The organism is Kitasatospora sp. NPDC056076, assembly GCF_042266305.1.
Classification (GTDB): Bacteria; Actinomycetota; Actinomycetes; order Streptomycetales; family Streptomycetaceae; genus Kitasatospora.
This window is the reverse complement of the sequence record NZ_JBHJWG010000059.1, coordinates 19,837-44,066: the sequence shown is the minus strand read 5'-3', so window position 1 is coordinate 44,066 and position 24,230 is coordinate 19,837. Positions and strand designations below refer to the sequence as shown.

General features: G+C 73.7%; 11 protein-coding genes and 1 pseudogene. 3 read left to right on the top strand and 9 right to left on the bottom strand.

The genetic code is table 11. The annotated features are described in order from the left end of the window. From ACFC1T_RS34110 to eccD, 9 genes and pseudogenes are all read right to left on the bottom strand, one after another. Positions 1-9,299, bottom strand: a pseudogene (locus tag ACFC1T_RS34110) (hypothetical protein); the annotation flags it as partial. 94 nt (positions 9,300-9,393) lie between these two features. Next, positions 9,394-9,693, bottom strand: coding sequence for a hypothetical protein (locus ACFC1T_RS34105; protein WP_375895406.1), 300 nt, complete (start codon positions 9,691-9,693; stop codon positions 9,394-9,396). Further along, positions 9,686-10,156: a YbaB/EbfC family nucleoid-associated protein gene (locus ACFC1T_RS34100; RefSeq protein WP_375895403.1), complete on the bottom strand. Its 471-nt coding sequence runs from the start codon at positions 10,154-10,156 to the stop codon at positions 9,686-9,688. Before ACFC1T_RS34100 ends, ACFC1T_RS34105 begins: the two co-directional genes overlap by 8 nt. A 68-nt stretch (positions 10,157-10,224) precedes the next feature. Then, positions 10,225-12,513, bottom strand: coding sequence for a hypothetical protein (locus ACFC1T_RS34095; RefSeq protein WP_375895401.1), 2,289 nt, complete (start codon positions 12,511-12,513; stop codon positions 10,225-10,227). A gap of 54 nt (positions 12,514-12,567) precedes the next feature. Next, positions 12,568-12,996 (bottom strand): hypothetical protein, encoded by a 429-nt coding sequence (locus ACFC1T_RS34090; protein WP_375895399.1) that lies wholly within the window; start codon positions 12,994-12,996, stop codon positions 12,568-12,570. Beyond that, positions 12,996-13,283 (bottom strand): hypothetical protein, encoded by a 288-nt coding sequence (locus tag ACFC1T_RS34085; RefSeq protein WP_375895397.1) that lies wholly within the window; start codon positions 13,281-13,283, stop codon positions 12,996-12,998. Before ACFC1T_RS34085 ends, ACFC1T_RS34090 begins: the two co-directional genes overlap by 1 nt. Before the next feature lie 66 nt (positions 13,284-13,349). Beyond that, complete coding sequence (locus tag ACFC1T_RS34080) at positions 13,350-13,682, bottom strand: hypothetical protein (protein WP_375895395.1); 333 nt, start codon at positions 13,680-13,682, stop codon at positions 13,350-13,352. A gap of 75 nt (positions 13,683-13,757) precedes the next feature. Next, the gene (gene eccB, locus ACFC1T_RS34075) at positions 13,758-15,221 is read right to left on the bottom strand and encodes a type VII secretion protein EccB (RefSeq protein ID WP_375895392.1); all 1,464 of its coding nucleotides are present in this window, start codon (positions 15,219-15,221) and stop codon (positions 13,758-13,760) included. A 90-nt stretch (positions 15,222-15,311) separates the two neighbouring features. Further along, positions 15,312-16,703 (bottom strand): type VII secretion integral membrane protein EccD, encoded by a 1,392-nt coding sequence (gene eccD, locus ACFC1T_RS34070; RefSeq protein WP_375895391.1) that lies wholly within the window; start codon positions 16,701-16,703, stop codon positions 15,312-15,314. Positions 16,704-16,952: 249 nt separating this feature from the next. On the opposite strand from eccD, the gene eccCa reads away from it, so the two are divergent. From eccCa to ACFC1T_RS34055, 3 genes are read left to right on the top strand one after another with little or no spacing between them, the layout of a single operon-like run. Next, the gene (eccCa, locus tag ACFC1T_RS34065; RefSeq protein ID WP_375895388.1) at positions 16,953-20,966 is read left to right on the top strand and encodes a type VII secretion protein EccCa; all 4,014 of its coding nucleotides are present in this window, start codon (positions 16,953-16,955) and stop codon (positions 20,964-20,966) included. After that, the gene (locus ACFC1T_RS34060) at positions 20,963-23,791 is read left to right on the top strand and encodes a hypothetical protein (RefSeq protein ID WP_375895386.1); all 2,829 of its coding nucleotides are present in this window, start codon (positions 20,963-20,965) and stop codon (positions 23,789-23,791) included. The genes eccCa and ACFC1T_RS34060 overlap by 4 nt, the downstream gene beginning before the upstream one ends. Next, positions 23,788-24,183 (top strand): hypothetical protein, encoded by a 396-nt coding sequence (locus tag ACFC1T_RS34055; protein WP_375895383.1) that lies wholly within the window; start codon positions 23,788-23,790, stop codon positions 24,181-24,183. The genes ACFC1T_RS34060 and ACFC1T_RS34055 overlap by 4 nt, the downstream gene beginning before the upstream one ends. Positions 24,184-24,230 lie beyond the last annotated feature (47 nt).

Here is a 24,230-nt window from a genome sequence, read left to right as displayed (position 1 = left end):
TTGATCTCGAACAACGCGTAGTTGTCCGCACCACCGCCGTTCGACATCCACTCCTGCACGAACTCCCGGCTGAACGACGTCGACGCCGGCAACAGCTCCGTGAAGGACTCCCGCTCACGCGACTGGGCGTCCAACTTCACCGCCCGGAACAGGCTCAGCGACCGACCCGACCCCTCCCCCGCCGGACGCAACGCCCGCGCGTGGTCCAGGAACCGCTGCACATCGACCAACAGCGACTCGTAACGCTCCCCCTCCCGCACCTTGAGCATGCCCTCGTCGTCACGCCGACTCGTGAACGCACCCGCCTTGATCCGCCCCATGAACTCGAACAGGGCCTGGTCCTGCTTCGCGGCATCGAGGTGCTGACGCGCCAGGTCCACCACGAACGGATCGGCGGCGGGCAACGGCGGTGCGGCGGCGGGCTGGTGGAGGTCGTCGCCGTCGAGGTCCGTCAGGTGGTGGTCGGCGTCCTCCGCGGACGCCGCCTCCGGGTCGTGCCAGTCGTAGTCGGGGCTGTACCACTCCCAAGGGAGGTCGAGGGACTCGAAGCTGGGGTTCTCGGTCAGCGTCTGCGAACGAAGGCTCCCGCTCACCTCGCCGATGTTCTCGGCGGTGTAGCGCATCGGCTCGCGCGGCTCGGTGTCGTCGCTGGAGCGCCACAGGATCGAGACGGATTCGCCTTCATGGCGGATCGTCACTTCGGTGAACTGCCCGTTGAGATCCGGGTGGGAGTGCTCGATCCTGACGGTCCTGGTGAGGCCGTCCGGCGACGACGTCTCCGTGATGCGGTGCTGCGGGTTGAAGTCGTGGGGATAGGCGGCGCGCAGTGACTCCGGGCTGTAGAAGTCGGCGAAGCCCCGGAACGCGTCCGCCATCGACGTGCCGCTGGACCAGTTGGCGACCTCGCTGCGAATGTCGTCCACCGTCATGGGCTCGGCGTCGACCTTGATCACGTGGTAGCCGCCCGAGTCGTCACGGCCGGTCACCGTCAGGCGGCTGGGGCCGAGCGTCACCTCCGACTGCGCCTCGTTCACCGGCTGCGGGTCGTGCTCCGTCCTGGCATGGCCGGGCGGGAACGACAGGGCCAGCATCGGGTGCTCCAACGGCACCTTGATGTCGAACAGCGCGTAGTTGTCCGCACCACCACCATTGGACATCCACTCCTGTACGAACTCCCGGCTGAACGACGTCGAAGCGGGCAGCAGCTCGGTGAAGGACTCCCGCTCCCGGGACTGCGGATCCATCCGCACCGCCCGGAACAGGCTCAGGGACTGCCCTGACTGCTCACCCGCCGGGCGCAGCGCCTGCGCGTGGTCGAGGAACGTCTGCACGTCGTGCAGCAGGGAGTCGTAGCGCTCCCCCTCCCGGACCCTGAGCATGCCTTCGTCGTCACGCCGGCTCGTGAACGCACCGGCCTTGATCCGCCCCATGAACTCGAACAGGGCCTGGTTCTGGTTCGCAGCGTCGAGGTGCTGGCGGGCCAGGTCCACCGCGAGGGGATCGGCGGCGGGCAACGGCGAAGCTGCGGGCTGGTGGAAGTCGTTGCCGTCGAGGTCCGTCAGGTGGTGATCGGCGTCCTCCGCGGACGCCGCCTCCGGCTCGTGCCAGTCGTAGTCCGGGCTGTACCAGTCGACGGGGAGGTCGAGGGACTCGAAGCTCGGGTTCTCGGTCAGCGTCTGCGAACGAAGGCCGCCGCTGACGTTGCCGATGTTGTCGGCGTTGAAGACCATCGGCTCGCGCGGCTCGGTGTCGTCGCTGGTGCCCCAGCGGATCGATACGGACCCGTCGTCCTCGTGCCGGATCGTCGCCTCGGCGAACTGCCCGTTCAGGTCCGGGTGGGAGTGCTCGATCCGGACGGTCTTCGTGCGGCGGTCCTGCGACCACGACTCGGTGATGCTGTGCTGGGGATTGAAGTCGAAGGAGTAGGCGGCGCGCAGTGACTCCGGGCTGTAGAAGTCGGCGAAGCCCCGGAACGCGTCCGCCATCGACGTGCCGCTGGACCAGTTGGCGACCTCGCTGCGGATGTCGTCCACCGTCATCGGTGAGGCGTCGACCTTGATGACGTGGTAGCCGCCCGAGTCGTCACGGCCGGTCACCGTCAGGCGGCTGGGGCCCAGCGTCACCTCCGACTGGTTCTCGTTCACGGGATCCGGGTCACCTTCCGCCCGGACGTGACCGGGCGGGAACGACAGCGCCAGCATCGGGTGCTCCAACGGCACCTTGATCTCGAACAGCGCGTAGTTGTCCGCACCACCACCATTGGACATCCACTCCTGCACGAACTCCCGGCTGAACGACGTCGACGCCGGCAACAGCTCCGTGAAGGACTCCCGCTCACGCGACCGGGCGTCCAACTTCACCGCCCGGAACAGGCTCAGGGACTGCCCAGCCGGGTGCGTGCCGGCCTGGTTCAACGCCTGCGCGTGGTCCAGGAACCGCTGCACGTCGCCCAACAGCGACTCGTAACGCTCCCCCTCCCGCACCCTGAGCATGCCCTCGTCGTCACGCCGGCTCGTGAACGCACCGGCCTTGATCCGCCCCATGAACTCGAACAGGGCCTGGTCCTGCTTCGCGGCATCGAGGTGCTGACGCGCCAGGTCCGCCACGAACGGATCGGCCGCAGGCAACGGCGCCGAGACCATCTCATGAAGGTCGTTACCCTCCGTCAACTCAGGGGCGTACCAGTCGAAGGGAAGCTCGATCGACTCGAAGCTGGAGTTCTCCTGCAGCTTCCGAGTGCGAAGGCTGCCGAACACCTCCCCGATGGTCTTGCCGCTGTAGGCCGCCCGAATACGCACAGGGGCTTCGTCGCCCTCGACCGCGTCCTCGGTGGTGCGCAGGGTGACCGACACGGACTCGCCCTCGTGCCGGACCTCCACCTGGACGTACTGGCCTTGCAGGCTCTCGTGCGGGTACTCGATCTTGACGGTCTTCGTGAGGCCGTCCGACGACCACGTCTCGGTGATGCGGTGCTGAGACCCGAGGTCCTTGGGGTAGGCGGCGAGCAGCGACTCCGACGTGTAGAAGTCGGTGAAGCGCTGGAAGGCCTCCGTCATCGACATGCTGCTCGACCAGTCGGCGACCTCGGTGCGGATGTCGTCCACCGTCATCGGTGAGGCGTCGACCTTGATGACGTGGTAGCCGCCCGAGTCGTCACGGCCGGTCACCGACAGCCGGGACGGACCCAGCGTCACCTCCGACTGGTTCTCGTTCACCGGCGCCGGATCACCTTCCGCCCGGACGTGACCTGGCGGGAACGACAACGCCAGCATCGGGTGCTCCAACGGCACCTTGATCTCGAACAACGCGTAGTTGTCCGCACCACCACCGTTCGACATCCACTCCTGCACGAACTCCCGACTGAACGACGTCGACGCCGGCAACAACTCGGTGAAGGACTCCCGCTCACGCGACTGCGGATCCATCCGCACCGCCCGGTACACGCTCAGGGGCTGACCCGGCCCCTCCCCCGCCGGACGCAGCGTCTGCGCATGGTCGAGGAACCTCTGCACATCGAGCAGCAGCGACTCGTAGTCCGGCCCCTCCCGGTCCTTGATCATGCCTTCCTCGTCACGCTTGCTCGTGAAACCGCGGTTCCTGAGCCACCCCATGTACTCGAACAGGGCCGGGTTCCGCGACGCGGCGCCGAGATGCCGGCGAGCCACGTCAACCGCCGTCGGGTCGACGGGAGGCAACGGCGCGGCAGGCGGTTCCCCGTGTGAGGGGTGCTCTCCGACGGTCGGCTCGTCATGGACGGCCGCCGGGGACCTCACCTCGCTCTCCTGGTGGGTGAGGTACTGGCCGTGGGTCAGGTCGCGCAGGACGGGACCCGAGTGGAGGACCTCCTCGATGCGCTGGAGGTGGCGGGGCAGGACGGTGAAGTCGTCGCGGTGGGCGGCGGTGCCCATGACGCCGTTCTCGCCGGCCCAGCGGTCGCGGCGGCGCAGGGCGAAGGCGTCGCCGGGCCTGGCGGCCGGTTCGACGTACTCGTCGGGCAGGCCGAGGAAGTGCAGCACTTCGTGCAGCAGCACGCCGGGGGCGCTGCCGTCGTACCAGTGGAGCTGGTCGCTGCGGCCGGTGCCGGGCAGGACGGTGATGCTCTGGTGCGCGCCGGCGGCCTTCGGGGCGCTCTCCAGGCGCAGGTGGACCTGGTCGCCGCCGGGCAGGCGGTGGCGTTCGTTGAAGCGGTCGGCGACGACGGCGCGGGCGCGGTCGAGCACGCGGGTGGCGGCGGCCTCGGGGAGGGGTTTGCCGTCCGGTCCCTTGAGGTGGAGGTTCAGGGTGAACTCGGTGACCCAGTGGTCCGGTTGGGCCTCGAAGCGCCGCACGTCGTAGGTGATCGCGGTGTCGGCGCCGTGCAGGTCGCCGAGGCTGCGCTGGGAGCGGGGCAGGCCGCCGGGGCGCCGTACCCGGTTCTCGTACTGCTCGCGCACCTTGGGGCCGGCGATGGCGCCCGGGTTGTCCTGGCCGCGCACGCGGGCGTCGAAGCGGACGGTGTCCATGCGGGCGGACGGTGCGAGGGTGCGGATGTCGGCCCAGGCGGAGGCGGGCAGCAGCGGGCGCGGGTCCGTGGGCGGTACGGCCGTGGGCGGCACGGCGGGCGGCTGGGCGGGCGGTGCGGCGGCCGGCGTCCTGGGGGCGGTGTCGGGGGTCTCGGGGGTGTCGGAGGCGCTGTCGGTGGGGCGGGTGAGCGGGCCCGACGGGGTGTCCTGGGTGGGCTTCTCCTCGGGTACGGGGGTCGGCTCCGGCTCGCGCGAGGACTCGTTCGCGGGCTCGTGCGAAGACTCGTTCGCAGGCTCGCGCGAGGGCTCCGGCGTGGGCTCGGGGCGGCGGCCGAAGACGTTCTCGTGGGTGGCCTCGTGGCCGCGCCAGCGCTCGCCGTCGAGGTCCTCGGGCGCCCAGTGCTCCCGGTAGGCGTCGAAGAAGTCGTCGCCGTACTCGCTCTTGAGCTTGCGGATCTCCGCCTCCGGCACCCGGCGGTCCTCGGCGAGGCGGTCGTAGCCGGCCGCGGCGCGCTCGCGGGCCGGCAGCACGGCGCGTTCGAAGGCGACGTGCTCCGCCAGGCCCTCGGTCAGCCGGTCGCGCTCGGCGCGCCAGCGGGCCACCTGTTCGGGCAGCTCGGCGCGGTGGTCGGCGCCCGGATCGCGCAGCAGGGAGCGGAAGGTCTCCTCGAAGGCGGCGCGGACGCGCTCGGTGTAGCCCTCGCGGACCCGGCGGGCGGCGTCGGTGGCGGGCGGTTCGGTGCGGTCGGTGCGGGTGCCGCGCACCGGGCCCAGGGCCATCTCGACGGAGGCGGCGGCGTCGCCGTCGTGCTCGGTGGCGTGCTCGGTGGCGCTCTCCGGGCCGCCCAGGTCGCGCGGGACGTGGGTCCGGGCGCTGTCCTCGGCGGCGCGCAGCGCCTCCTCCCGGGCACCGTGCAGGGCCAGCAGGCGGTTGGCCTCGGCCCGGGAGGTGAGCTTGTCCAGTTCCGCCTTGAGGTGGGCGGGGTCGCGGTCGGCGGCGGTGTGCTCGGCGACCAGGCGGTCGACGCGGCGGGCCAGATCCGCGCGGGCGGCGGCCACCGCGCGCGCGGACGGGCCGTCGGCCAGGCCGAGCTCGCGCAGCGCCTCGGGGCCGAACTGGTCGGCGGCGGTGTCCTTCCACGCCGCGGCGGCGTCGTCCACCGCGTCGACGGAGCGCTTGAGCCCGGCCTCGCGCACGGCCTGGACGGTGAAGTCGTGGGACAGCCCGGCCCGGTGGCGTTCCAGGGCCTCCTGGAAGTCCGCTTCGAGCCGGGTGCGGCCCAGGCGGGTCGGGTCGACGGGGGCGAGGTCCTCGCCGCCCTCCTCCTCGATCCGCGGGGAGGGGCCCTCGTCGCCTCCGTGCAGGTCCGCCAGCCGCTCCCGCAGGGCCTCGGCCAGCTGGTCGCGGGCCTCGGGTGTCAGCCGGACGTCCCCGGTCAGGCCGGCGGCCTCCAGCAGGGCGCGGTCGCGGTCGGAGAGCTCGTCCGCCGACCATCGGTCGTGGGCGTCGTCGACCACCCGGTCGACCTGCTCAAGCGCTTGGGCCCGCGCCTGGCGGACGTCCAGCTCCCGGCCGGCCTCGCGCAGGCGGCGCTCCAGGGCCCGGGCGGCCAGGGCGTTGCGCTCGGGGGTGAGGTCGGTGCGGGCGGTGAACAGCTGGGCGATGTCCTGCTCGGCGTCGGCCCGGAACTTCTCCGAGGCGTCGCGGCGGATCCCGGTGAGGGTGTGGTCGCCGGAGTGCTCCGGGCCCAGGCCGCGGTCGGCCAGCAGCCGCTCGAAGCGGCCGACGGCGAAGGTGAGCGCGAGTTCGCGGGCGCCGGTCAGCTCCAAGCGGTCCGTGGCACCGGCGAGGATCTCCTCCCGCTCGTGCGGGCGCGCTTCGAGGTCCTCCCGCATCGTCTCCGCGGCCCGGCGCCACACCGGCGAGTCGGGCGTCACCAGGGCGCGCAGTTCCCGGGGCAGGAGGGCGGCGCCCTCCGTCAGCCGGTCCTCGATCGCACGGCGGTCCGCCTCCTGCCGCTCGGCCTCGGCGAGCCGGGCGTCGTGGTCGTCGGCGAGGGACTGCTGCTTGTCCCGCCAGGCGGTGCGCCGTTCGTCGCCGGCGGGCGCCTTGGCGTGCTCGGGGGCGTCGACCTGGTGGTAGAGGTGGCCGGCGGAGGTGGCGGAGGAGGACGGCGGGGTGTCAGGGGTGTGCGGGTCGGGGCCCGGGCCGTTGGGCTTCGGGTCGCGCGGCGGGGTGGCGGGCGGCGGCGGGACCTGCGGGTCGGGGCCCGGGCCCTGGGGAGTCTTCGGGTCGGGGCGGTTGGGGTCGCTGTGGTTGGGGTCGCTGTGGTTGGGGTCGGGGCGGTTCGGATCGGTGTGGTTCGGGTCGGGGCGGTTGGGGGTGGCCGGCACCGCGCCGTCGCCGGGGCCGCCGGCGCTGGTGCGGATCGGCGGTGGTGGCGGCGAGGCGGCCGGGCTGCGGTGGGAGCCGCCCTCCTGCGGCTGCGGCTGGGTGCCGTTCACGGTGCCGCCGGTGCGCGTGGTCGTGGACTCGTGCAGGGGCGCCTCGCCGTGCTCGTCGACGACGGTGGTGCGGCGCGACGGGTCCGGCTTGGGCTGCGCCTGCGGCTGTGCCTGGGGCTTGACGGCGCCGCTCTGGCCGTTGGCGTCGGCGGAGGCCGTCGCGGTGCTGCCGCGCTCGCCGCCGTTGCCCGCCTTGGCTCCGCCGTCCGCGTTCCGCCGGCCGCCCCCGGTGGTGGTGGTGGTGTTCTCCGCCCCGCCGTCCGTCTTCCTCGGCACGGGCGGCGGGACGACGGTGTCCCGCTCGCCCTGGCCTCCCGACGCGGCTGGAGGCTTGGGCGGCCCGGACGCGGCGTTGCGCTCGTCGCCGCGGGACTGGGTCTCGACCGGCCGGACCGGGGCCTTGGGGTCCCAGCCGCCGTCGACCGAGGAGTGGAAGCTGCTCTTGCCCGCGGGGTCGGCGAGGACGCCGTCGCCGTTCTCCTCCGGGTGGTGGCTGCCGGAGTCCAGCAGGGTGGAGCCGGACAGCGAGCCGGCGCCCTCGGTCCTGATCGAGACGCCGTCGGACTTGATCGAGGCGCCGTCACCGCCCGACAGCCGCGTACCGCCGATCTGGTCGATGTGGCCGGGGCGGGGCACCGGGAAGGGCGCCGCGTGGCCGCCCATGTTGCTGATCACCGACAGGAAGGTCCGGATGTCGGTCGGGCCGTAGAACCCGCCGTTCTCCTCGGTGATCCGAGAGCTCTCCAGGCCTCGGACGTAGTCGGCGTAGCGCAGGGTCAGCGGCGAGGCGAGGCCCATGATCATGTGCCGCATGCCGGCCATCATGAAGCCGCCGACGAAGCTCATCCCGCTGGCCGACCACTCGCCGTTGTAGATCGTGTTGTAGATGCCCTCGGTGAGGTACTGGTTGATGCCCGACTCGAACTGGCTGCCCAGGACTGCCCCGAGGTGGAACATCTTGTCCATCTTGTTGATGCCGCCGGCGAGTTCGGGCATCTTCTCGACCAGCAGCTTGAGTTCGGGCGTGAGGGCGACCTTGCCGCTGTCCTTGGCGAGGTTCTCCAAGGCCTCCTTGAGCGCCTCCTGGCTGCTCTCCTTGGCCACCGTCTTGAGCGAGTGCTGGACGAACTGCTTGCCGATCTGCTCGCCCATGTCGCGGGCGAGTTGTCCGCCGATCTCCGCGCCGAGCTCCTTCTCGAAGAGCTCGCCGAGCTGGCGCACGAACTTCTGGCCCATCGCGGCGCCCACCTTGCGCCCGCCCTTGAAGCCCTTGGCGAGGTACTGGGAGTTCTCCTTGAGGAGGGTGGTGATGCCGTTGGCGAACCGCTCGGCCGCCTCGTTGCCGAGCAGACGGCCGAAGCCCTCGCCGGCCTCCTTGCCCGCGCCCTTGAGCGCGCCGCCGGCCACGCCCTCTCCGAGGTCCTTGCCGATCCCCTTGAGCGCGCCCGCCGCAGCGCCCTCCCCCAGCTCCTTGCCGATCCCCTTGAGCGCGCCGCCCGCCACACCGCCGGCCAGGTCCTTGCCGACGCCCCCGGTCAGGCCCTTGATGACGTCCTTGAGGGCGCTCTCCACGAACAGCTTGCTCAGCCGCGGGCCGAGCAGCTTGCCCAGTCCCATGCCCAGCAGGCTGAGCGGTCCGCCGATCGCGCCGCTGATCGCGCCGAAGATCGCCGCCTGCTTGGTGAGGTCCTTGTCCCACTCGTGGCGGTCACCGTGCTGGAACTGGATGCCCTGGATGATCGCGTCCAGCATCAGGCCGCCGACGATGCCGCCGAAGGTGTGCATGGCGATCAGCGTGAGGAGCTTCTTGACGAGCCAGAGCAGGAACTGCCGGGTCAGGATCTTCTTGAACTCCAGCGCCACCATCGAGCCGCCGCCGGTGAACACGGACCAGGCGATGGCCAGGGCGATCTCGAAGAGCAGTTGGACGAGCTGGCCGATCGCCATCCACTTGGTGTACTCGACGGTGTTGGCCACCTTGCCCGCCAACTCGGCGAGCTGGGTGCAGAGTTCACCGGCCTTGCGGAGCGGGTCGTTGGCCTCGTCCGTGTTGACGAAGCGGCCCCACTCCTTGCGGAACGCCTGGGCGGCCTCGCCCTCCAACCGCTTGTCGCAGTTCTGCACCGCGTCGAGGATGTACCCGCTCAGCTTGGGCAGATCCTCGGCAAGTGCCTGGTAGTCGTCCCGGACGTCGCGCAGCTTCCCCTCGTCGGACTCCGGCCAGGGCATGCCGCTGATGATGTGGAAGAACTGCGCCAGACCCGGGGAGACGTGGACCGAGGAGTGGGGCATGGCGCAGGGCCTCCGGAGGCGGGGCTGATGGTTCGGGCGGTACGGGGGCGTTCGGGCGGTGGTGCCCGAGGGCCGGGGGTTTACGGACGGAGGCTCACGCCAGGCCCACGTTGTGCTCGTCGGTGGCGTCCAGGAGGTCGACGGTGTCCTTGCCGTGCTGGGACATCGCCATGATCTTGTTGTAGATCTGGCCCGTCAGCGTGGTGAGGTCCGCGGTCGGCTTGTCGATCTTCTCGTGGTACTGCTTGCCGATGTCGTCGCCGCCGCCGGCCTGGACGTTCCACTCGTTGATGTCCTTCACCTCCCCGTGGATCTTCTTGACCAGGGCGGCCACGTCCTCGAAGTTGCTGAACGCCTCCTTGGCGCCCTCTTCCTTGCGCAGCGTCTTAGCCATTGAACTCCTCCTGCTTGCGGGACTTGGCGGTCCGGTCGGCGCCGGGGCGCATCGCGGTGAGCGGGGCGAGCAGTGCGTCCAGGTCCAGGCCCGCCCCGCCCCCGAAGAGGTCCTCCTCGTCACCGCGTTCACCGGTGAAGCCCATCCGCAGCGTCTCGCCGACGCCCTCGAAGCCGCGCATCTCGGCGGTGAGCTGATCGCCCATCCGAGCCTTGGCCTCGTTGAAGACGTCCTTGAGCACTGCGCTCAACTCGGCCGGGGCCATGGACTGGTAGGCGGTGGTGTGGAAGCTCAGCGCGAGCAGTTCACCCTGCGGGCCGACCTTCGCGGTGACCATCCGGTCCTTGCTGGTCGCGGTCGCGGTCATCGACTGCATCCGGCGGGTGGACTCGGCCAGCCTCTCCTGCTGCTCCGCCAACGAGGCGATGGCCTGGTTGAGTTGGTCCTCGAAGGAGTACGACATGTCTTTCCTGTTCCTCGTTCCTCGGTGGGGTCGTCACGCGTCGTCCGGAGCCCGGTCCGGCCGCCGGTTCAGCGGCCGATCACTCCGCTGACCGCACCGGTGTCGGTGCCCCACACCTCTTCGTCCTCCGCCAGCCAGGTGGTGCGCTGGCGGTCCTTCTCCCCCTGGCCGGCGCCCATGCCACCGCCGCCCATCGGCCCCATCGGCATCCCGCCGCCGCTGGTCTGCATCGAGCGGCCACGCATCGCGGCCTCCTCGGCGGACATCGCGGAGGCCTTCTGCATGGCCGCCTTCTCGGCTGCGGCGGCCTCGGCCGCTGCGGCGGCCGCCGCCTTGCCGCCCGGAGCCAGCCCGCCGCTGTTCTCGACGGCCCGCGCGCTCAGCCCGCCGCCGGAGCTGACCAGCTTGGGCAACTGGCCGCCGCCCGACCCGACGCCGCCCCCGCCGATGCCGCCCGCTCCCCCGCCGCCCAGCAGGCCCGAGTAGGCGCCCAGCCCGCCGGCGCCCGCGTCCGAGCCGTGGTCGTCGAAGGCGCTGCCCAGGTCCAGCTTCCAGTCGGAGCCGGTGGTCGGCAGCCGGGTGCCGCCGCCCGACCCGATACCGCCGCCCCCACCCCCGCCGCCGCCCCCGCTGCCCATGATCGTGTCGATCGCGTGCTGGCGGTCGGTGTAGCGCTGGGAGACGTCGGAGATCGGGTGGCCGGTGGAGTCCAGCAGGGTGCCGTCGGCGGCGATGGAGCCGCCCTTGGCCAGCACCACCGGGTTGCCGTCGCGGTCCAGGACCTCCTTGCCGTCGGGCCCGATGACCGTCCCGTCCTCGCGGACCCTGGAGCCCTTGGGCACCTTGGCGTTGGTCCCGTAGATGCCGCCGCCGGTGCCGGGCGGCACGTCCGAGCCCGGCGGGACGACGACGGGCTTGCCGTCCTTGCCGATCACCTTCTGGCCGTTGGCGTCGTAGACCTGGCCGTCCTTGCCGATGTAGCCGCCCGGGGGCAGCAGCACCGGCTTCTTGTCGGCGCCCAGGACGGGCTTGTGGTCCTTGTCGAGGATCGGTGTGCCGGCGCCGTCGCCGATGCCGGAGCCGCCGCCACCGCCGGGGCCGATGACGGGGGGCGGTGGCGGCAGGTGGGTCTTGTCGCCGCCCTTGCCGCCCCCCGCACCGCCACCGGCACCGCCTGAGCCGCCGCCCAGGTCGAACTTGCCGTTGCCGTCCTTGCCGTCGCCCCCGCCGCCGCTGCCGCCGCCCAGGTCGATGTTGCCGTCCTTGCCGCCGTCCTTGCCCCCGTCCTTTCCGCCGTCCCCGGCGCCGGTGGGCGGGCCGGTGGGCAGGTCAAGGGTGGCGTTGCGGTAGCCGAAGCCGAAGTCGGCGTCCAGCCGGTTGAAGGCGTCCTGCAGGACGAGCATCGGGTCACCCACCTTGCGCAGGGTCACCGCGGCCGTGTTGGGATCCTCCGTCTGGAAGGCGTAGGACCGGTCGTCGAGGTACTTCTTGACGTTGTCCAGCCAAATGGACTTGGCCTTGAGCTCCAGCTGGTCGTAGAAGCCCTGTTCCCGGGGGTCGCCGAGGGGGGTGGTGATCGAGCTGATGGCGTGCGCGGTGGAGTCCAATTGCGGCACGACACCCACCAGGGCCGTCGACAGGGCCTCGTAGATGGCGTGCGAGGGCCACAGCTTCCCGCTGTCCCACCAGCGCTGGTGGACGGTGTGGAGCTTGTCGACGGTGGCGGGGAGCAGGTCGGCCACCGCCCTGAGGTCGGCCTCGTACGGGCTGTTCTCCAGCTGGACGCGGACGGTCTCCAGCTCCAGCGCGTACTGCTTGAGCAGCACCTTGAACTCCCCGGCCGCGTCACCCTGCCAGTTGCTGTCCGGCCCGTTGACCAGCTCCGCCCAGTGCTGCACCCGCGGGTGCCAGAGGTCCAGCCACGCCCGCACCTGGGCGATGCCGTCCGCGGCGTACCGCAGGCTCTCGGGCTTGACCGTGTCGTTCCCGGGCCCGCCCGAGCCCAGCGGCGCGAAGATCCCCTCGTGCTGGTGGATGAACTGGGACAGCGGCTTGTCCGCGTCGTTGCCCCAGTCCGTGTAGTTGACGCTCACCGTGATCCGGATGCTGTGCGCCAACGTGCCGTGCATGTAGTTCCACGCCCACCAGACGTCGGGGGTGCCCATCCCCGAGACCGCGCCCTTGTCCGTGGTGCCGTTGTAGAAGTTGTTGAAGTCGAAGACCAGCTTGTCGATCGGGCGCAGCCAGGGCTTGTCCTTGGAGGGTCCCGCGACCTGGTCCCTGGTGACGATCTTGGAGCTGCGCTGGGCCTCGGAGGCGAAGAAGCCGAGCACGCTCTCCCAGTTCAGATCGGCCATGGGGGTTCGTTTCTCCAAAGGGTGTCGGGCGGTCGGGCCGGGGCGGGGGTGGCGCTAGGACGACGTGCTGGTCTTGGGCGGGGTGGCGGACGAGACCTTGCCGAGGATCGCCATCATGTCGGCGGCCGTCATGGCCTCCTCGTGGGCGGCCTCCATGAGGGTCAGCGCGAGCCGGATCCTCAGCTGGCCCTCGGTCATCTGGGTGCCCATGGTCTTGAGGTCCGTGGAGATGCCCCCGGCGAGGGTCTTGAAGTCGGTCTGGATCTTGGTCGCGATGGACAGCGCCGCCGGCGAGCCGTGCCCCAGCAGCAGCGTGGAGTAGTCGCCGCCGCCCTCGCCGGCGAAGGAGAGCATCGCCCGGTAGCCGGGGTTGCCCGCCAGGTCCTTGAGGAAGGCGCCGAGCTCGGTGTCCGCGAAGTACTTGAGGTCGTCGTGCTTGACGCTGAGGGTGTGGTTGTAGTCCGGCTCGGTGGGCGTGGCCATCAGCCGATACCCGCGGCGGCCCGCTTGTCGGCGTCGCGCAGCAGGCCGTGCATGGTGCGCAGGGCCTCGACGCCGGCGGCGATCTCGTTGTTCATGTCGGTGTTGTTGTTGGACAGCACCGTGTTGAACGCCTCGGCGGCCTGGGCGAGGCTGCCGCTGAGGTGCTCCTGGTTGCTCTTGATGGCCGCCATGCAGCTGGTCATGGCCTCTGCCATGGCCCGGCTGGCCTGCTCCATCTCGTCGGCTGCCTGGTCGATGTTGGCGTGGTTGAGCAGGATGTTCGCCATCGGGGTTCCTCGCTGTGAGTCGTGGTGGTGGTGGTGCTGGTGGAACTTCGGGTCAGGCGGGCCGGGTCAGGGGTTGAGGCCCTTGTAGACGCTGTCGGAGTGCCCGCCGCCCCAGCCGCCGCCGACCCCGGTGGCCTCGTCGTGGGCGTTGTTGACCTGCCGGTGCCCGGCGGCGAAGGCCTCCTGGAAGGTCCGGTAGGCGCTCTGGAGGTTCGCGTACTTGCCCTCCCAGGCGTTGAGGTTGTCCGTGTACTTCGTGCTGCACGCGGCCTGGAAGTGCTGCTGGACCTCGGTGTTGATGTCGTGGATCCGCGCGGCGGCCCGCATCATCGACTCGATCTGTTCCTCCAGGGTGGCGTGGGTGCCCTGGACGGCGTTGTCGTTCACCTTCAGGTTCACGGTGGTTCCTTTCCTCGGCCCGGATTCGGATTCCCGGGTTCATTTCAGGTCAACGGGGTCGTGGGGAGCGTTGGTTCAACGGGCGCACGCGGGGCCCGGTAGGGCGGTGGCGGCGGGGCTCGCGGCGGTACTCGGGGCGGAGCCGGTGAGGGCGGCGGGGTCGAGGCTGGGGCCGGTGGGCAGCAGGGCCAGCAGGGCGGCGGGCACGCCCGCGGGGGTGACGTCGGCGTAGCCGAGCTGCTTGGCGACGGCCGGTGAGGCGAGCGGGTACTTGGCGCCGTTGTCGGTGACCAGGTACAGCGTGGCGCCGGTGCCGGCGGTGGACAGGGCGCGCACCAGGGCGCCGCCGCCGGGGCGTACGGCGATGGTGTCGGCGGGGGTGCAGGCGGCCTCGATGCCGGGCTGGGCGGCGGGGCCGGGGCCCTGGACGGCGGTGTCGTCGACGAGGGTCAGGGTGGTGGTGGGGCCGGGGTCGCCGGGGCGCAGTTCGGTGCACAGGTCGCGGCCCTGGGGGGCGGTGACGAGTTCGGGCACGGTGCTGGGCAGGGCGGCGGCCGGGGCGGGGGTGGTGGGCGCGGTGTGGGCGGCGAGGTCGGCGGCGCCGATGGCGGTGGGGGTGGCGGCGGCCTTCTGGTAGGCGCTCTCCTGGGTGCGGGGGTCGGCGAGGACCAGCTGCAGGGCCATCGGGGTGAGCGGGGTGAGTCCGGCTGGGGTGAGCAGGTACGGGTCGCCGCCGGGGCCGGTGAAGAGCTGGCCGACCCGGGTGGGGCGGGTGGCGAGGTCGGGGCCGGGGGTGCCGCGCTGGTCGAGGTCGGGGCCGGCCAGGTCGGGGCCGGCGGGCAGGGCGTCGAGGAAGGCCTGGGTGACGGGCTGGGGGGTGACGGCGGCCTGACCGAGGGCCTGGCGGGCGCCGTTGCGGGTGTCCAGGCGCAGTCGGCGCCCGTGCCACAGCAGGTGCTGGGTGCCGTCGGGGGCGGCGACCAGGAAGGCCTGACGGTCGGTGAGGGCGGTGCCCTGGGTGGTGGGGTCGATGGCCAGGGCCAGGCGGGGGCGGCGGGTGCCGGAGGGGTCGGGCTGCCAGCTCGCGCAGGCGAGCCAGGGGGCGGTGGCCAGGCGCTCGGGCTGCGGCAGGCCGTCGGGGGCGCCGGGGATGCCCAGGGGGGTGCCGCGCGGGGTGTCGGCCAGGGAGTGGACGCTGACCTGGTCGACGGTGAGCTGGTCGCCGGCGAGCAGGCGGGCGGTGGCCTCGTTGAGCACGGGGTGGAGGGCGCCGTCGACGTAGAGGTAGCGGGCGCCGCTCTCCTTGACCAGGACGAGGGTGCCGGGCTTCTTCCAGCCGGTGGCACCGCCGGGGACGAGGACGCCGTAGACGGCGGCGATCAGGGCGGCGAGGGCGGCGACGACCAGACCGGTGACGATGCCTCGGGAGGTGCGCCCGGTGGGGACGTCGGGGGCGTCGGGCTCGCCTCGGAGCATGCCGGTGGCGAGGCGGCCCATCACGAACAGGTGGGCCTGCACCTGGTCGCGCTTCGACTGCATGGTGGCGGTTCTCCTCGGTGGCGGGGCTCAGCGGGTACGGCGGGTACGGCGGGTCGTTCGGGCTCAGCGGGTACGGCGGGTCGTTCGGGCTCAGCCCGCGAGGGCGCGCAGCGCCTGGAAGGCGCCGGCCGCGGCGAGGGCGAGCGGGAGGACGGCGACGGCCGCGAGGGTGTGCAGGAGGTCGGCGGCGCGGCCCCAGTAGGGCAGCAGCCGTCGGCCGGGGACGGTCCAGGAGGCGGCGGCCAGCAGGGCGGCCGCGGCCAGCAGCGCGGCGAGCAGGCCGGTGCGGGCGGCGGGGGCCAGCTCGGTGGCGAGGCGGGCGGTGAGCAGCACGGGGCCCCAGACGGCGGGGACGAGGACGGCCAGCCGCTGGGGGACGGAGCCGATGCCGCGGGCGTGCAGGGCGAGGAGCAGGGCCAGGGTGCAGGTCAGGGCGGTGGGGGCCCAGCCCTCCTGCCCGCTGAGGGCGGTCAGGGCGAGGAGGAGAACGGGGGCGAGGGCGAGGTGGAAGGCCGTCAGGAAGCCGTCGGCGACGGTGCTTCGGGCGCGGACGGTGGCGGCGGGGACGGCTTCGATGCCTTCCTGGAGTTCCTCGGCGTTGCGGGGCAGGGCGGGCAGGCGCAGTCCGGACAGGCGGAAGCACACACCCGGCAGGAAAGCGGCGGTGGCGACGGGGGCGACGGCCAGGGCGGCGGCGGTGGCGGGCACGGTGAGTCCGGCCAGCAGCAGGGCACCGGCCGCGGTGACGTGCAGGGCGAACAGGACCAGGCCGAGGAAGAGCGGGGCGGCGCAGCCGACGGCGGCCATGGCCAGGACGGCGGCTCCGGCGCCGGCGCAGCCGCCGGCGAGCAGGCGGGCGCCGGCGGCGGAGGGTCCGGTGTCGGGGGTGAGGAGGGCTCCGGCCAGGGCGAGGTAGGACACGGCGGTGGCGCCCAGGGCGGTGCCGGCGCCGGCGTCGCCGACGGCGCGGGAGGCGCTGAGGGCGCCCAGCAGCAGGAACAGGGCGGTGACGGCGGCGGCACCGGCCCGCAGTTGGGGCGGGCCGGGCAGCAGCAGGAGGGCCAGGCCGCCGGCCAGGACGGTGACGGCCAGGGCGAGGGCGGTGTGGTGGGTGAGGACGGGGCGCCAGGTGTCGGCGCGTTCGCGCATGCCGGTGGCGAGGCCGTCGGGGAGGTCGTCGTAGTGGACCTCGGGGAGCGGGTCGCGGCGGGGGCGCAGGTGGAGGTCCTCGCCGTCGCGCAGGCCGAGGGCGTCGGCGCCGAGTTCCTCGTCCAGGGGGGCCTGGCCGAGGCGTTGGAGGATCCAGCCGTCGTGTTCGGCGCCCTGTTCGTCGAGGTCGTCGCCGGCGTGGTCGAGGACGGCGGGCAGCAGGTCGGCGAGGGGGACGTCGGCGGGGACGACGAGTTCGAACACCGTGTCGGGTGCGTGGAACCTCAGTCGGCACAGTCCGGTTGCCGTGGTCCCGGTGGTGCTCCCGTTCAAGGTTCTCCTCGTGCTCGCGTGCGGCGCTTGCCGTACCCGCCCGTGCGGCGGTTGCCGTACCGCCCGCGGGGCGGCCTCCTTCCCGGGGGACGGGCCGGGGCGGGTGCGGGGTTCAAATCCGGTCCGAACGGGTCGAGCGGGGGCCCGGCTGAACCCCGGAGGGGGTGCCGTCCGTCGCCCCAGGAGGACGGCGTCCCGCGCGGCGGGGCACTTCGCCGCCGTCCTTCCCGGGTGCGAGGAGCGCTTTCGTTGAGTGTGGTAGTGGTCGAGCGTGCGCCGCGGCGCCCCGGGCCGGCGATGCCCGACGGCGAGATCCAGTTGCAGGAGCCGCCGGTCCTGCCGCAGTCGCAGAGCGGCATGTCGAGCATGATCACGATGGCGCCGATGGCGCTGAGCTCGCTGTCGATGGTGTTCGTGTTCCTGCGCCCGGGTGAGGGCGGCGGGATCATGACGTACGTCGCGATGGGCATGATGGGCCTCTCCGCGGTGGGCATGCTGGTGACGTCGCTGCTGCGCGGTTCCAGCGACCGCAAGCGGGAGCTGCGCGCCGAGCGGCGCGACTACCTGCGCTACCTGGCGCAGATGCGCCGTCAGGTGCGCGGGCACATCGTGCGCCAGCAGGAGGCGCTGGCCTGGCGGCACCCGGCGCCGGGCTCGCTGGCCTCGCTGGTGCGCACCTCGCGGCTGTGGGAGCGGCGCGCCGCGCACCCGGACTTCGGGGACGTGCGGGTCGGCGTGGGACACCAGCGGCTGGCGGTGCGGCTGGCGCCGTTGGCGACCAAGCCGGTGGAGGACCTGGAGCCGCTGTGCGCGCACGCGCTGCGCCGGTTCATCCACGCCTACGGCACGGTCGCGGACCAGCCGATCGCGGTGTACGTGCGCGGCTACGCCCAGGTGCTGGTGCGCGCGGACGAGCGGGAGGCGGCGCGGGCGCTGGCACGGGCGATGCTGGCGCAGCTGGCGCTGTTCCACGCGCCGCAGGACCTGCGGATCGCCGTGGTGTGCGAGGCCGGGCAGCGCCGGGCGTGGGAGTGGGTGAAGTGGCTGCCGCACGCGCTGCACCCGGTGGAGACCGACGCGCTGGGGCCGGTGCGGCTGATGGCCGGGTCGGTGGCGGAGCTGGAGCAGGTGCTGGGGGCGGAGTTCGCGGGGCGCGGGCCGTGGGAGCCCGACGCGCAGCCGGGCCGGGACGAGCCGTTCACGGTGGTCGTGCTGGACGGTGTGCCGGTGGGCGCGGGCAGCCGGGCGGCGCTCGCGGGGTGGCGCAACGCGGTGCTGCTGGACCTGGGTGAGGCGCTGGAGTGGAAGCCGCTGCGGCACCGGTTGCGGCTGCGGATCGACGAGGGCCGGCTGGCGATGGTCGGTGCGGACCGCAACCACCGGGACGAGGAGACCGACCTGGGGCGGCCGGACGCGCTGTCGCTGCCGGCGGCGCGGCGGCTCGCGGCGCTGATGGCGCCGTACCGGATCGGGGACGGCTCGGAGGGCGGCGAGCCGCTCGCCGGGGACTTCGACCTGGCGTCGCTGCTGGGCGTCCGCGACCTGCACGGGCACGACGTGGCGGCGGGCTGGGCGCGCGGCGTCGCCGACCGGCTGCGGGTGCCGCTGGGGATCGCCGCCGACGGCACGCCGGTGGAGCTGGACATCAAGGAGTCGGCGCAGGGCGGCATGGGGCCGCACGGGATGCTGATCGGGGCGACCGGGTCGGGCAAGTCGGAGCTGCTGCGCACGCTGGTGCTGGCGCTGGCGATGACCCACTCCTCCGAGGTGCTGAACTTCGTGCTGGTGGACTTCAAGGGCGGGGCGACGTTCCTGGGGCTGGAGCGGCTGCCGCACACCTCGGCGGTGATCACCAACCTGGCCGACGAGGCGGCGCTGGTGGACCGGATGCGCGACGCCCTGCACGGGGAGCTGGTGCGCCGTCAGGAGCTGCTGCGGGCGGCGGGCAACTACAGCTCGCTGCTCGACTACGAGCGGGCCCGGGCCGGCGGGGCGGCGCTGGAGCCGCTGGCGACGCTGTTCGTGGTGGTCGACGAGTTCTCCGAACTGCTGGCCGCGCACCGGGACTTCATGGACCTGTTCATCATGATCGGACGACTGGGGCGCTCGCTGGGGGTGCACCTGCTGCTGGCCTCCCAGCGCCTGGACGAGGGGCGGATGCACGCCCTGGAGTCGCACCTGTCCTACCGGATCGGCCTGCGCACCTTCTCCGCGATGGAGAGCCGGGGCGTGCTGGGCGTCCCGGACGCCTACCACCTGCCCTCGCAGCCGGGCAACGGGTTCCTGCGCAGTGACATCGCGACGCTGACCAGGTTCAAGGCCGCGTACGTCTCCGGGCCCTACCGGGCGCCGCGCCCGGTCGCGGCCCGCCGTCAGGCCGCGGCCGGGCAGGTCGCGGCGTACGGCACCGAGTACGTGGCGCCGCGTCAGCCCGCCGTCCTCCCGGCGGAGGTGCAGGAGGCGCAGGAGGAGGAGGCGTCCGGTCGCAGCCTGCTGGAGATCGCGGCCGAGAAGCTGGTGGACGCCGGTCCGCCGGCCCACCCGGTGTGGCTGCCCCCGCTGGGTGTGCCGCCGACCCTGGACCAGCTGCTGGCGCCGCTGGCGCCGGTGCCCGGATGCGGGCTGACCGCCGAGGACGATCCGGGCCGCGGCGCGCTGCGGGTGCCGGTCGGCGTGGTGGACAAGCCCTTCCAGCAGGTGCGCGACCTGCTGGTGGCGGACCTGTCCGGGGCGGGCGGGCACGTGGGGGTCGCGGGCGGGCCGCAGAGCGGCAAGTCCACCCTGCTGCGCACCCTGGTCGCGGCGCTGGCGCTCACCCACACCCCGCGCGAAGTGCAGTTCTACTGCCTGGACTTCGGCGGCGGCACGCTCTCCTCGCTGCGCGGCCTGCCGCACGTGGGCGCGGTGACCGGCCGGCACGACCCGGAGCGGGTGGTGCGCACGGTCGCCGAGGTCAACGCCATCCTGGCCCGGCGCGAGCAGAGCTTCGCCGAACTGGGCCTCGACTCGGTGGCCGCGTTCCGGCGCGCCCTGGCCGAGGGCGCGCTGCCCGGGGAGGGCCACGGTGACGTGTTCCTGGTCGTCGACGGCTGGAACACCGTGCGCCAGGAGTTCCCCGACCTGGCGCCGGCGCTGACCCTGATCGCCCAGCGCGGCCTGAACTACGGCATCCACCTGGTGGTGGGCACCACCCGGTGGGGCGAGGTCAGCGGCGCGCTGCGCGACCTGCTGGGCACCCGCTTCGAGCTCCGGCTGGGCGACCCGGTCGACTCCGCGATCGGCATGCGCATCGCGGCGACCGTGCCCAAGATCCCCGGACGCGGGCTCACCGGTGAGGAACTGCACTTCCTCACCGCACTGCCCCGCCTGGACGGCCGCGGCGCCACCGAGGACCTGGGCGAGGGCGTCGCGGACCTGGTCGACGCCGTCGCCGAGCACTGGACCGGCCCGCGCGCGCCCGAGGTCCGGATGCTGCCGCTGCACCTGCCCGCCGCCGCGCTGCCCGCCCCCCAGGGCCGGCTGCGGGTGCCGTTGGGCCTGCAGGACGTCTCGATGGACACCCTCTGGCACGACTTCGAGGAGTCCCCGCACCTGGTCGTCGTCGGCGACAGCGAGGCCGGCAAGACCAACCTGCTCAAGCTGGTGGCCGCCGGCATCACCGGCGCCTACCGGCCCGACGAGGCGCGGATCATGCTGGTCGACTACCGGCGCGTCCTCCAGGGCGCGGTGCCGCCGGAGTACCGGCTCGGGCACGCCGTCGCCGTGGACGTGCTGCGCCAGATCGTCGACGGCGCGGCCCGGGCGATGGCCAACCGGCTGCCCGGGGCGGACATCGCCCCCGAGCGGCTGCGGCTGCGGGACTGGTGGGAGGGCCCCGAACTGTTCATCCTGGTCGACGACTACGAACTGGTCTCCGGCTCCCCCGGCGGCATGCAAGCCCACCCGTTCGCGCCGCTGCTGGAGTACCTGGCGCAGGGCGCCGAACTGGGCCTGCACCTGATCGTGGCCCGCAGCGCCAACGGCGTCGGGCGGGCCTCCTCCGACCAGCTGCTGCGCAAGCTCGAAGAGGTCAACACCCCGGCGCTGCTGCTGTCCTGCCCGCCCAGCGAGGGCTTCCTGTTCGGCAACACCAAGCCGCGGGCGCTGCCCCCGGGCCGGGCCCTGCACATCACCCGACGCCGGACCGTACAGGTGCAGACCGCGCTCGTCGACGACGGGGACGGCGGGGGCAGCGCGGACGGGGAAGGGGAGTCGCGTCAGTGAGCACCATCGAACAGGCCTCCGGGGCACGCCGCTGGCTGAACCGCCGGCGCACGGACAAGGACACGGCGGCCGAACCGGCGGGCCCGGCCGCGCTGCACGAGGTGGGAGCGCACTTCGTCATCGCGTCCGGCACCGACGCGGCTGCGCTGCCCGCCGCGCTCACCGACGCGCTGGCCGCGCTGGAAGCCGTACCCGGCACCGTCACGGTGCTGGCCGCGGCCCCCGATCCCCAACCCGTCCTGCTCGGCCGCCTCGACGACCTCGCCCGCACCGCCGCCGACCGCAACGCCGCCACCCTGGTCCTGGCCGCCTCCGCCCTCGCGGCGCCACCCGCCTCCGGGCGCCGGCCCGCACAACGGCTCGCCGAACTGGCCGCCACCAGCATCGTCGCTCCGGACGGGCTCGTCACCCTGCGCCCCGACGGCACCCTGCTGACCAGCGGTGCCACCGACGCCGAGCCGTCCTCCTGGTGGCTGTTCACCCCGGACGGACGCACCCGCCGACTCGGGCCCGTGTGGCCGCTGCCCCGAGCAGGCACGGGCACGGCGCCCGGGCGCGCGGGCACCGGCGCGGCGCCCGGGGGCGCGGGCACCGGCAGCACCGGGAACGGCACGACAGCAGCCGTGGCGGTCACCGCAGCCGCTGTGGCGGCCACACCGACGCCACCCGCGACGACCACGGCGGGAGCGTCCGGCGAGCACCTCGGCGCCCCGCACCCCCTCGAAGCGGACCCCACCCACCGGCCCGCCACACCGGCCCTACCGGCGGCGGGCCCACTGCCCTCCCCCGCCGCCCCCGTGCCCCGGCAGGCGGCCCAGCAGGCCGCCGTACCGGACCCAACTCCCCTTCCCACCAATCCCGTCGGAACGAGCGCCCCGGCACCCCGCGCCGGGGAGCCGACCGTGGCCGGGCCCGCGGAGAGCACGGTCGAGGCACTGACGGCCGTGCTGCCGCACGGCTTCTGGTTCCCCGGCACGACCGTCCCGGCCGCCGTGCCGGACCCCCTGCTCCGGGCCGCCACGGCGCCCGGCACCCCGGTGCTGGTGGTAGGCCGACCGCACGCGCCCTTGCCACCGGCCGCCGACGTCGCCGCAATCGCCGCCGCCGCCGCCGTCGCCGCTGCCCGGCCCGGCCCGCCCGGCACCCGTCCCGCCGAGCTGCTGATCAGTGCGCCCTGGGCCGACCCCGCGCAGCTCGTAGCCCTGACCGGGGCGCTCGCGGCGGCCCTGGGCCACGACGTGCGGGCCGCTGTCGGCCTGCCGACACGGACCGCGAGCGGCTGGTCCGCCCGTGTCCTGGGCGCCGACGGGGCCCCGGGCTGGGAGCCGTGGCTGACCGAGCTGACCGCCTGCCGCGAGCTGGGGCGGGTGATCGCCTCCGCGTGGCGCCCCCTGCCCGCGGCCTTCGCCGACTGCGGGCCGGCGCTCCATCAGGCCCCGGTCGCGGGCTGGCGACTGGAGGCCGTTCCGGCCGGGCTGTGGCTGCGGCCCGACCAGGTGCCGGACGACCGCGGCCCCCGCCTGCTCGTCCCGGACCCGACCCGGCCGACCCTGATCGCGGGTTCGGCCGACCTGCCGGCGCCCGCCGAGGTCCTCGCCGTCCTGGAGGACCTGGTGTCCGCCCTCACCGAACCGGGCGCCCCCGCCCCGCGGCTGCTCCTGCCCGCCACCCCCACCGTCCGACGAACCCACCCGGCCACCCCTGCCACCCCCACCCCGCCGGAACCCATCGCCCCGGCCACCGCCGCGACCGTCACCACCCAGAGCACCACCCCCGACACCCCCGCACCGACCCCCGAACCGCACACCCCGCCCGAACCCATCACCCCCGCCACCGCCGCGACCGTCACCACCCAGAGCACCACCCCCGACATCCCCGCACCGACCCCCGAACCGGCCGGCCCGCAGGACCCGCCCACCCCGCAGGCCGAAGGGGCGGGCCCCGGCGAACCCCCGGCCCCGCCGCAGGGCGCCATCGTCCCCGACTCCCCCGACACCCCCGGTCGTGCCGCCGCGCCCCGCCTCCTCGTCCCGCCCACCGTCGGCACCACCGCCGCCGGCCGCGCGTCCACGCCCGCCGAGCGGGCCGCCTTCCGGGCCCTGCTGGGTGCGGACTTCCACCGCTACGCCGGCCGCGCCGAGCAGGCGGCGCTGCGGATGCCGGCGCTGCGCGCCCAGGCGCGGGACGACCTGAAGGACGACCTGGCGGCGGTCTACCTGCACCACGCCGACACCGGTATCCCGGTGCACCGCGCCGAGTTGGTCGAGGCCGCCCGCCGCGGCGACCACGCCACCGGGCCGCTGGCCCCGTACCTGGCCTGCCTGGGGTCCGGGTTGCGGCGGCTGCCCAACCACCGGGGCGCGGTGCTGCTGGGCGCCGAGGCCGGCGAGGAGGTGCTGGCGCAGTACGTGCGCGGCGCGCTGCTGGTGGAGCCCGCGCCCGTGGTGGGGACCGCGGAGGCGGAGGTGGTGCCGGGCACGGGCGTGGAGTTCCTGGTGTGGTCCGCCACCGGCCGCCGCACGTCCGTGATCGCCGAGGAGGGTGATCCCGAAGTGGTGTTCCCGCCCGGCACCCGTTTCCTGGTACTGGACGTCCTGCCCGCCGGCGAGGACCGCCCGGCCCGGGTGCTGCTGCGGGAGACCGGCCAGGCACCCGCGCCGGAGGGGGAGGGGGCCGGGGACGAGCAGGACCGTTCCCGTCTGCTCGCCTGGCAGGCCCGCCGTGACCAACTGCCGCCCGAACGCCTGCGAGCCCCGGCCCGCCCCGAGCGCCTGCGCCTGACCCCGGGCGTGCGGCCCGACGACCCACGAGGAGTTCCCTCATGACGCATCAGGAGCAGTACACGCTGTACCGGCAGGAGGCGAAGCTGCTGGCCGCGGTCGGGGAGCACGTCCACCACCAGGTCGGCCGGGTCACGGTGCGCCTGCCCGCGGAACTGGCCCGCGCCGCGATGGCGGCCTGGGAACGCGACGACGAGGGCGAACTCGGCGAGGAGACCTGGGAGGAACGTGAACAGAGGGACCAGGCCGGCGAGTTGGCACTGATCGGCCTGGCCCTCACGGAGGACGGCCGCCACGATGGCGGGGAGGTCGTCGTCGACCTGCACGTCAGCTCCGCCGGGGCCGCCTTCCGCGCGTACATCGAGGCGGCGGGGCCGGCGTTCCGGCAGACGGGCCCGGCCTACCCGCCGTCCCCGCAACCGGACCCCGACGCCTGACGCCCGTACCACCCCCCGGCGCCCGGGGCGCGGCGGCGCGCCCCTGT

Excerpts from the sequence above, each read along its gene's own strand:
- ACFC1T_RS34090 (WP_375895399.1), bottom strand. The coding sequence starts at position 12,996 with ATGGCCACGCCCACCGAGCCGGACTACAACCACACCCTCAGCGTCAAG.
- ACFC1T_RS34105 (WP_375895406.1), bottom strand. The coding sequence starts at position 9,693 with ATGGCTAAGACGCTGCGCAAGGAAGAGGGCGCCAAGGAGGCGTTCAGC.
- ACFC1T_RS34100 (WP_375895403.1), bottom strand. The coding sequence starts at position 10,156 with ATGTCGTACTCCTTCGAGGACCAACTCAACCAGGCCATCGCCTCGTTG.
- ACFC1T_RS34095 (WP_375895401.1), bottom strand. The coding sequence starts at position 12,513 with ATGGCCGATCTGAACTGGGAGAGCGTGCTCGGCTTCTTCGCCTCCGAG.
- ACFC1T_RS34085 (WP_375895397.1), bottom strand. The coding sequence starts at position 13,283 with ATGGCGAACATCCTGCTCAACCACGCCAACATCGACCAGGCAGCCGAC.
- eccB (WP_375895392.1), bottom strand. The coding sequence starts at position 15,221 with ATGCAGTCGAAGCGCGACCAGGTGCAGGCCCACCTGTTCGTGATGGGC.
- ACFC1T_RS34055 (WP_375895383.1), top strand. The coding sequence starts at position 23,788 with ATGACGCATCAGGAGCAGTACACGCTGTACCGGCAGGAGGCGAAGCTG.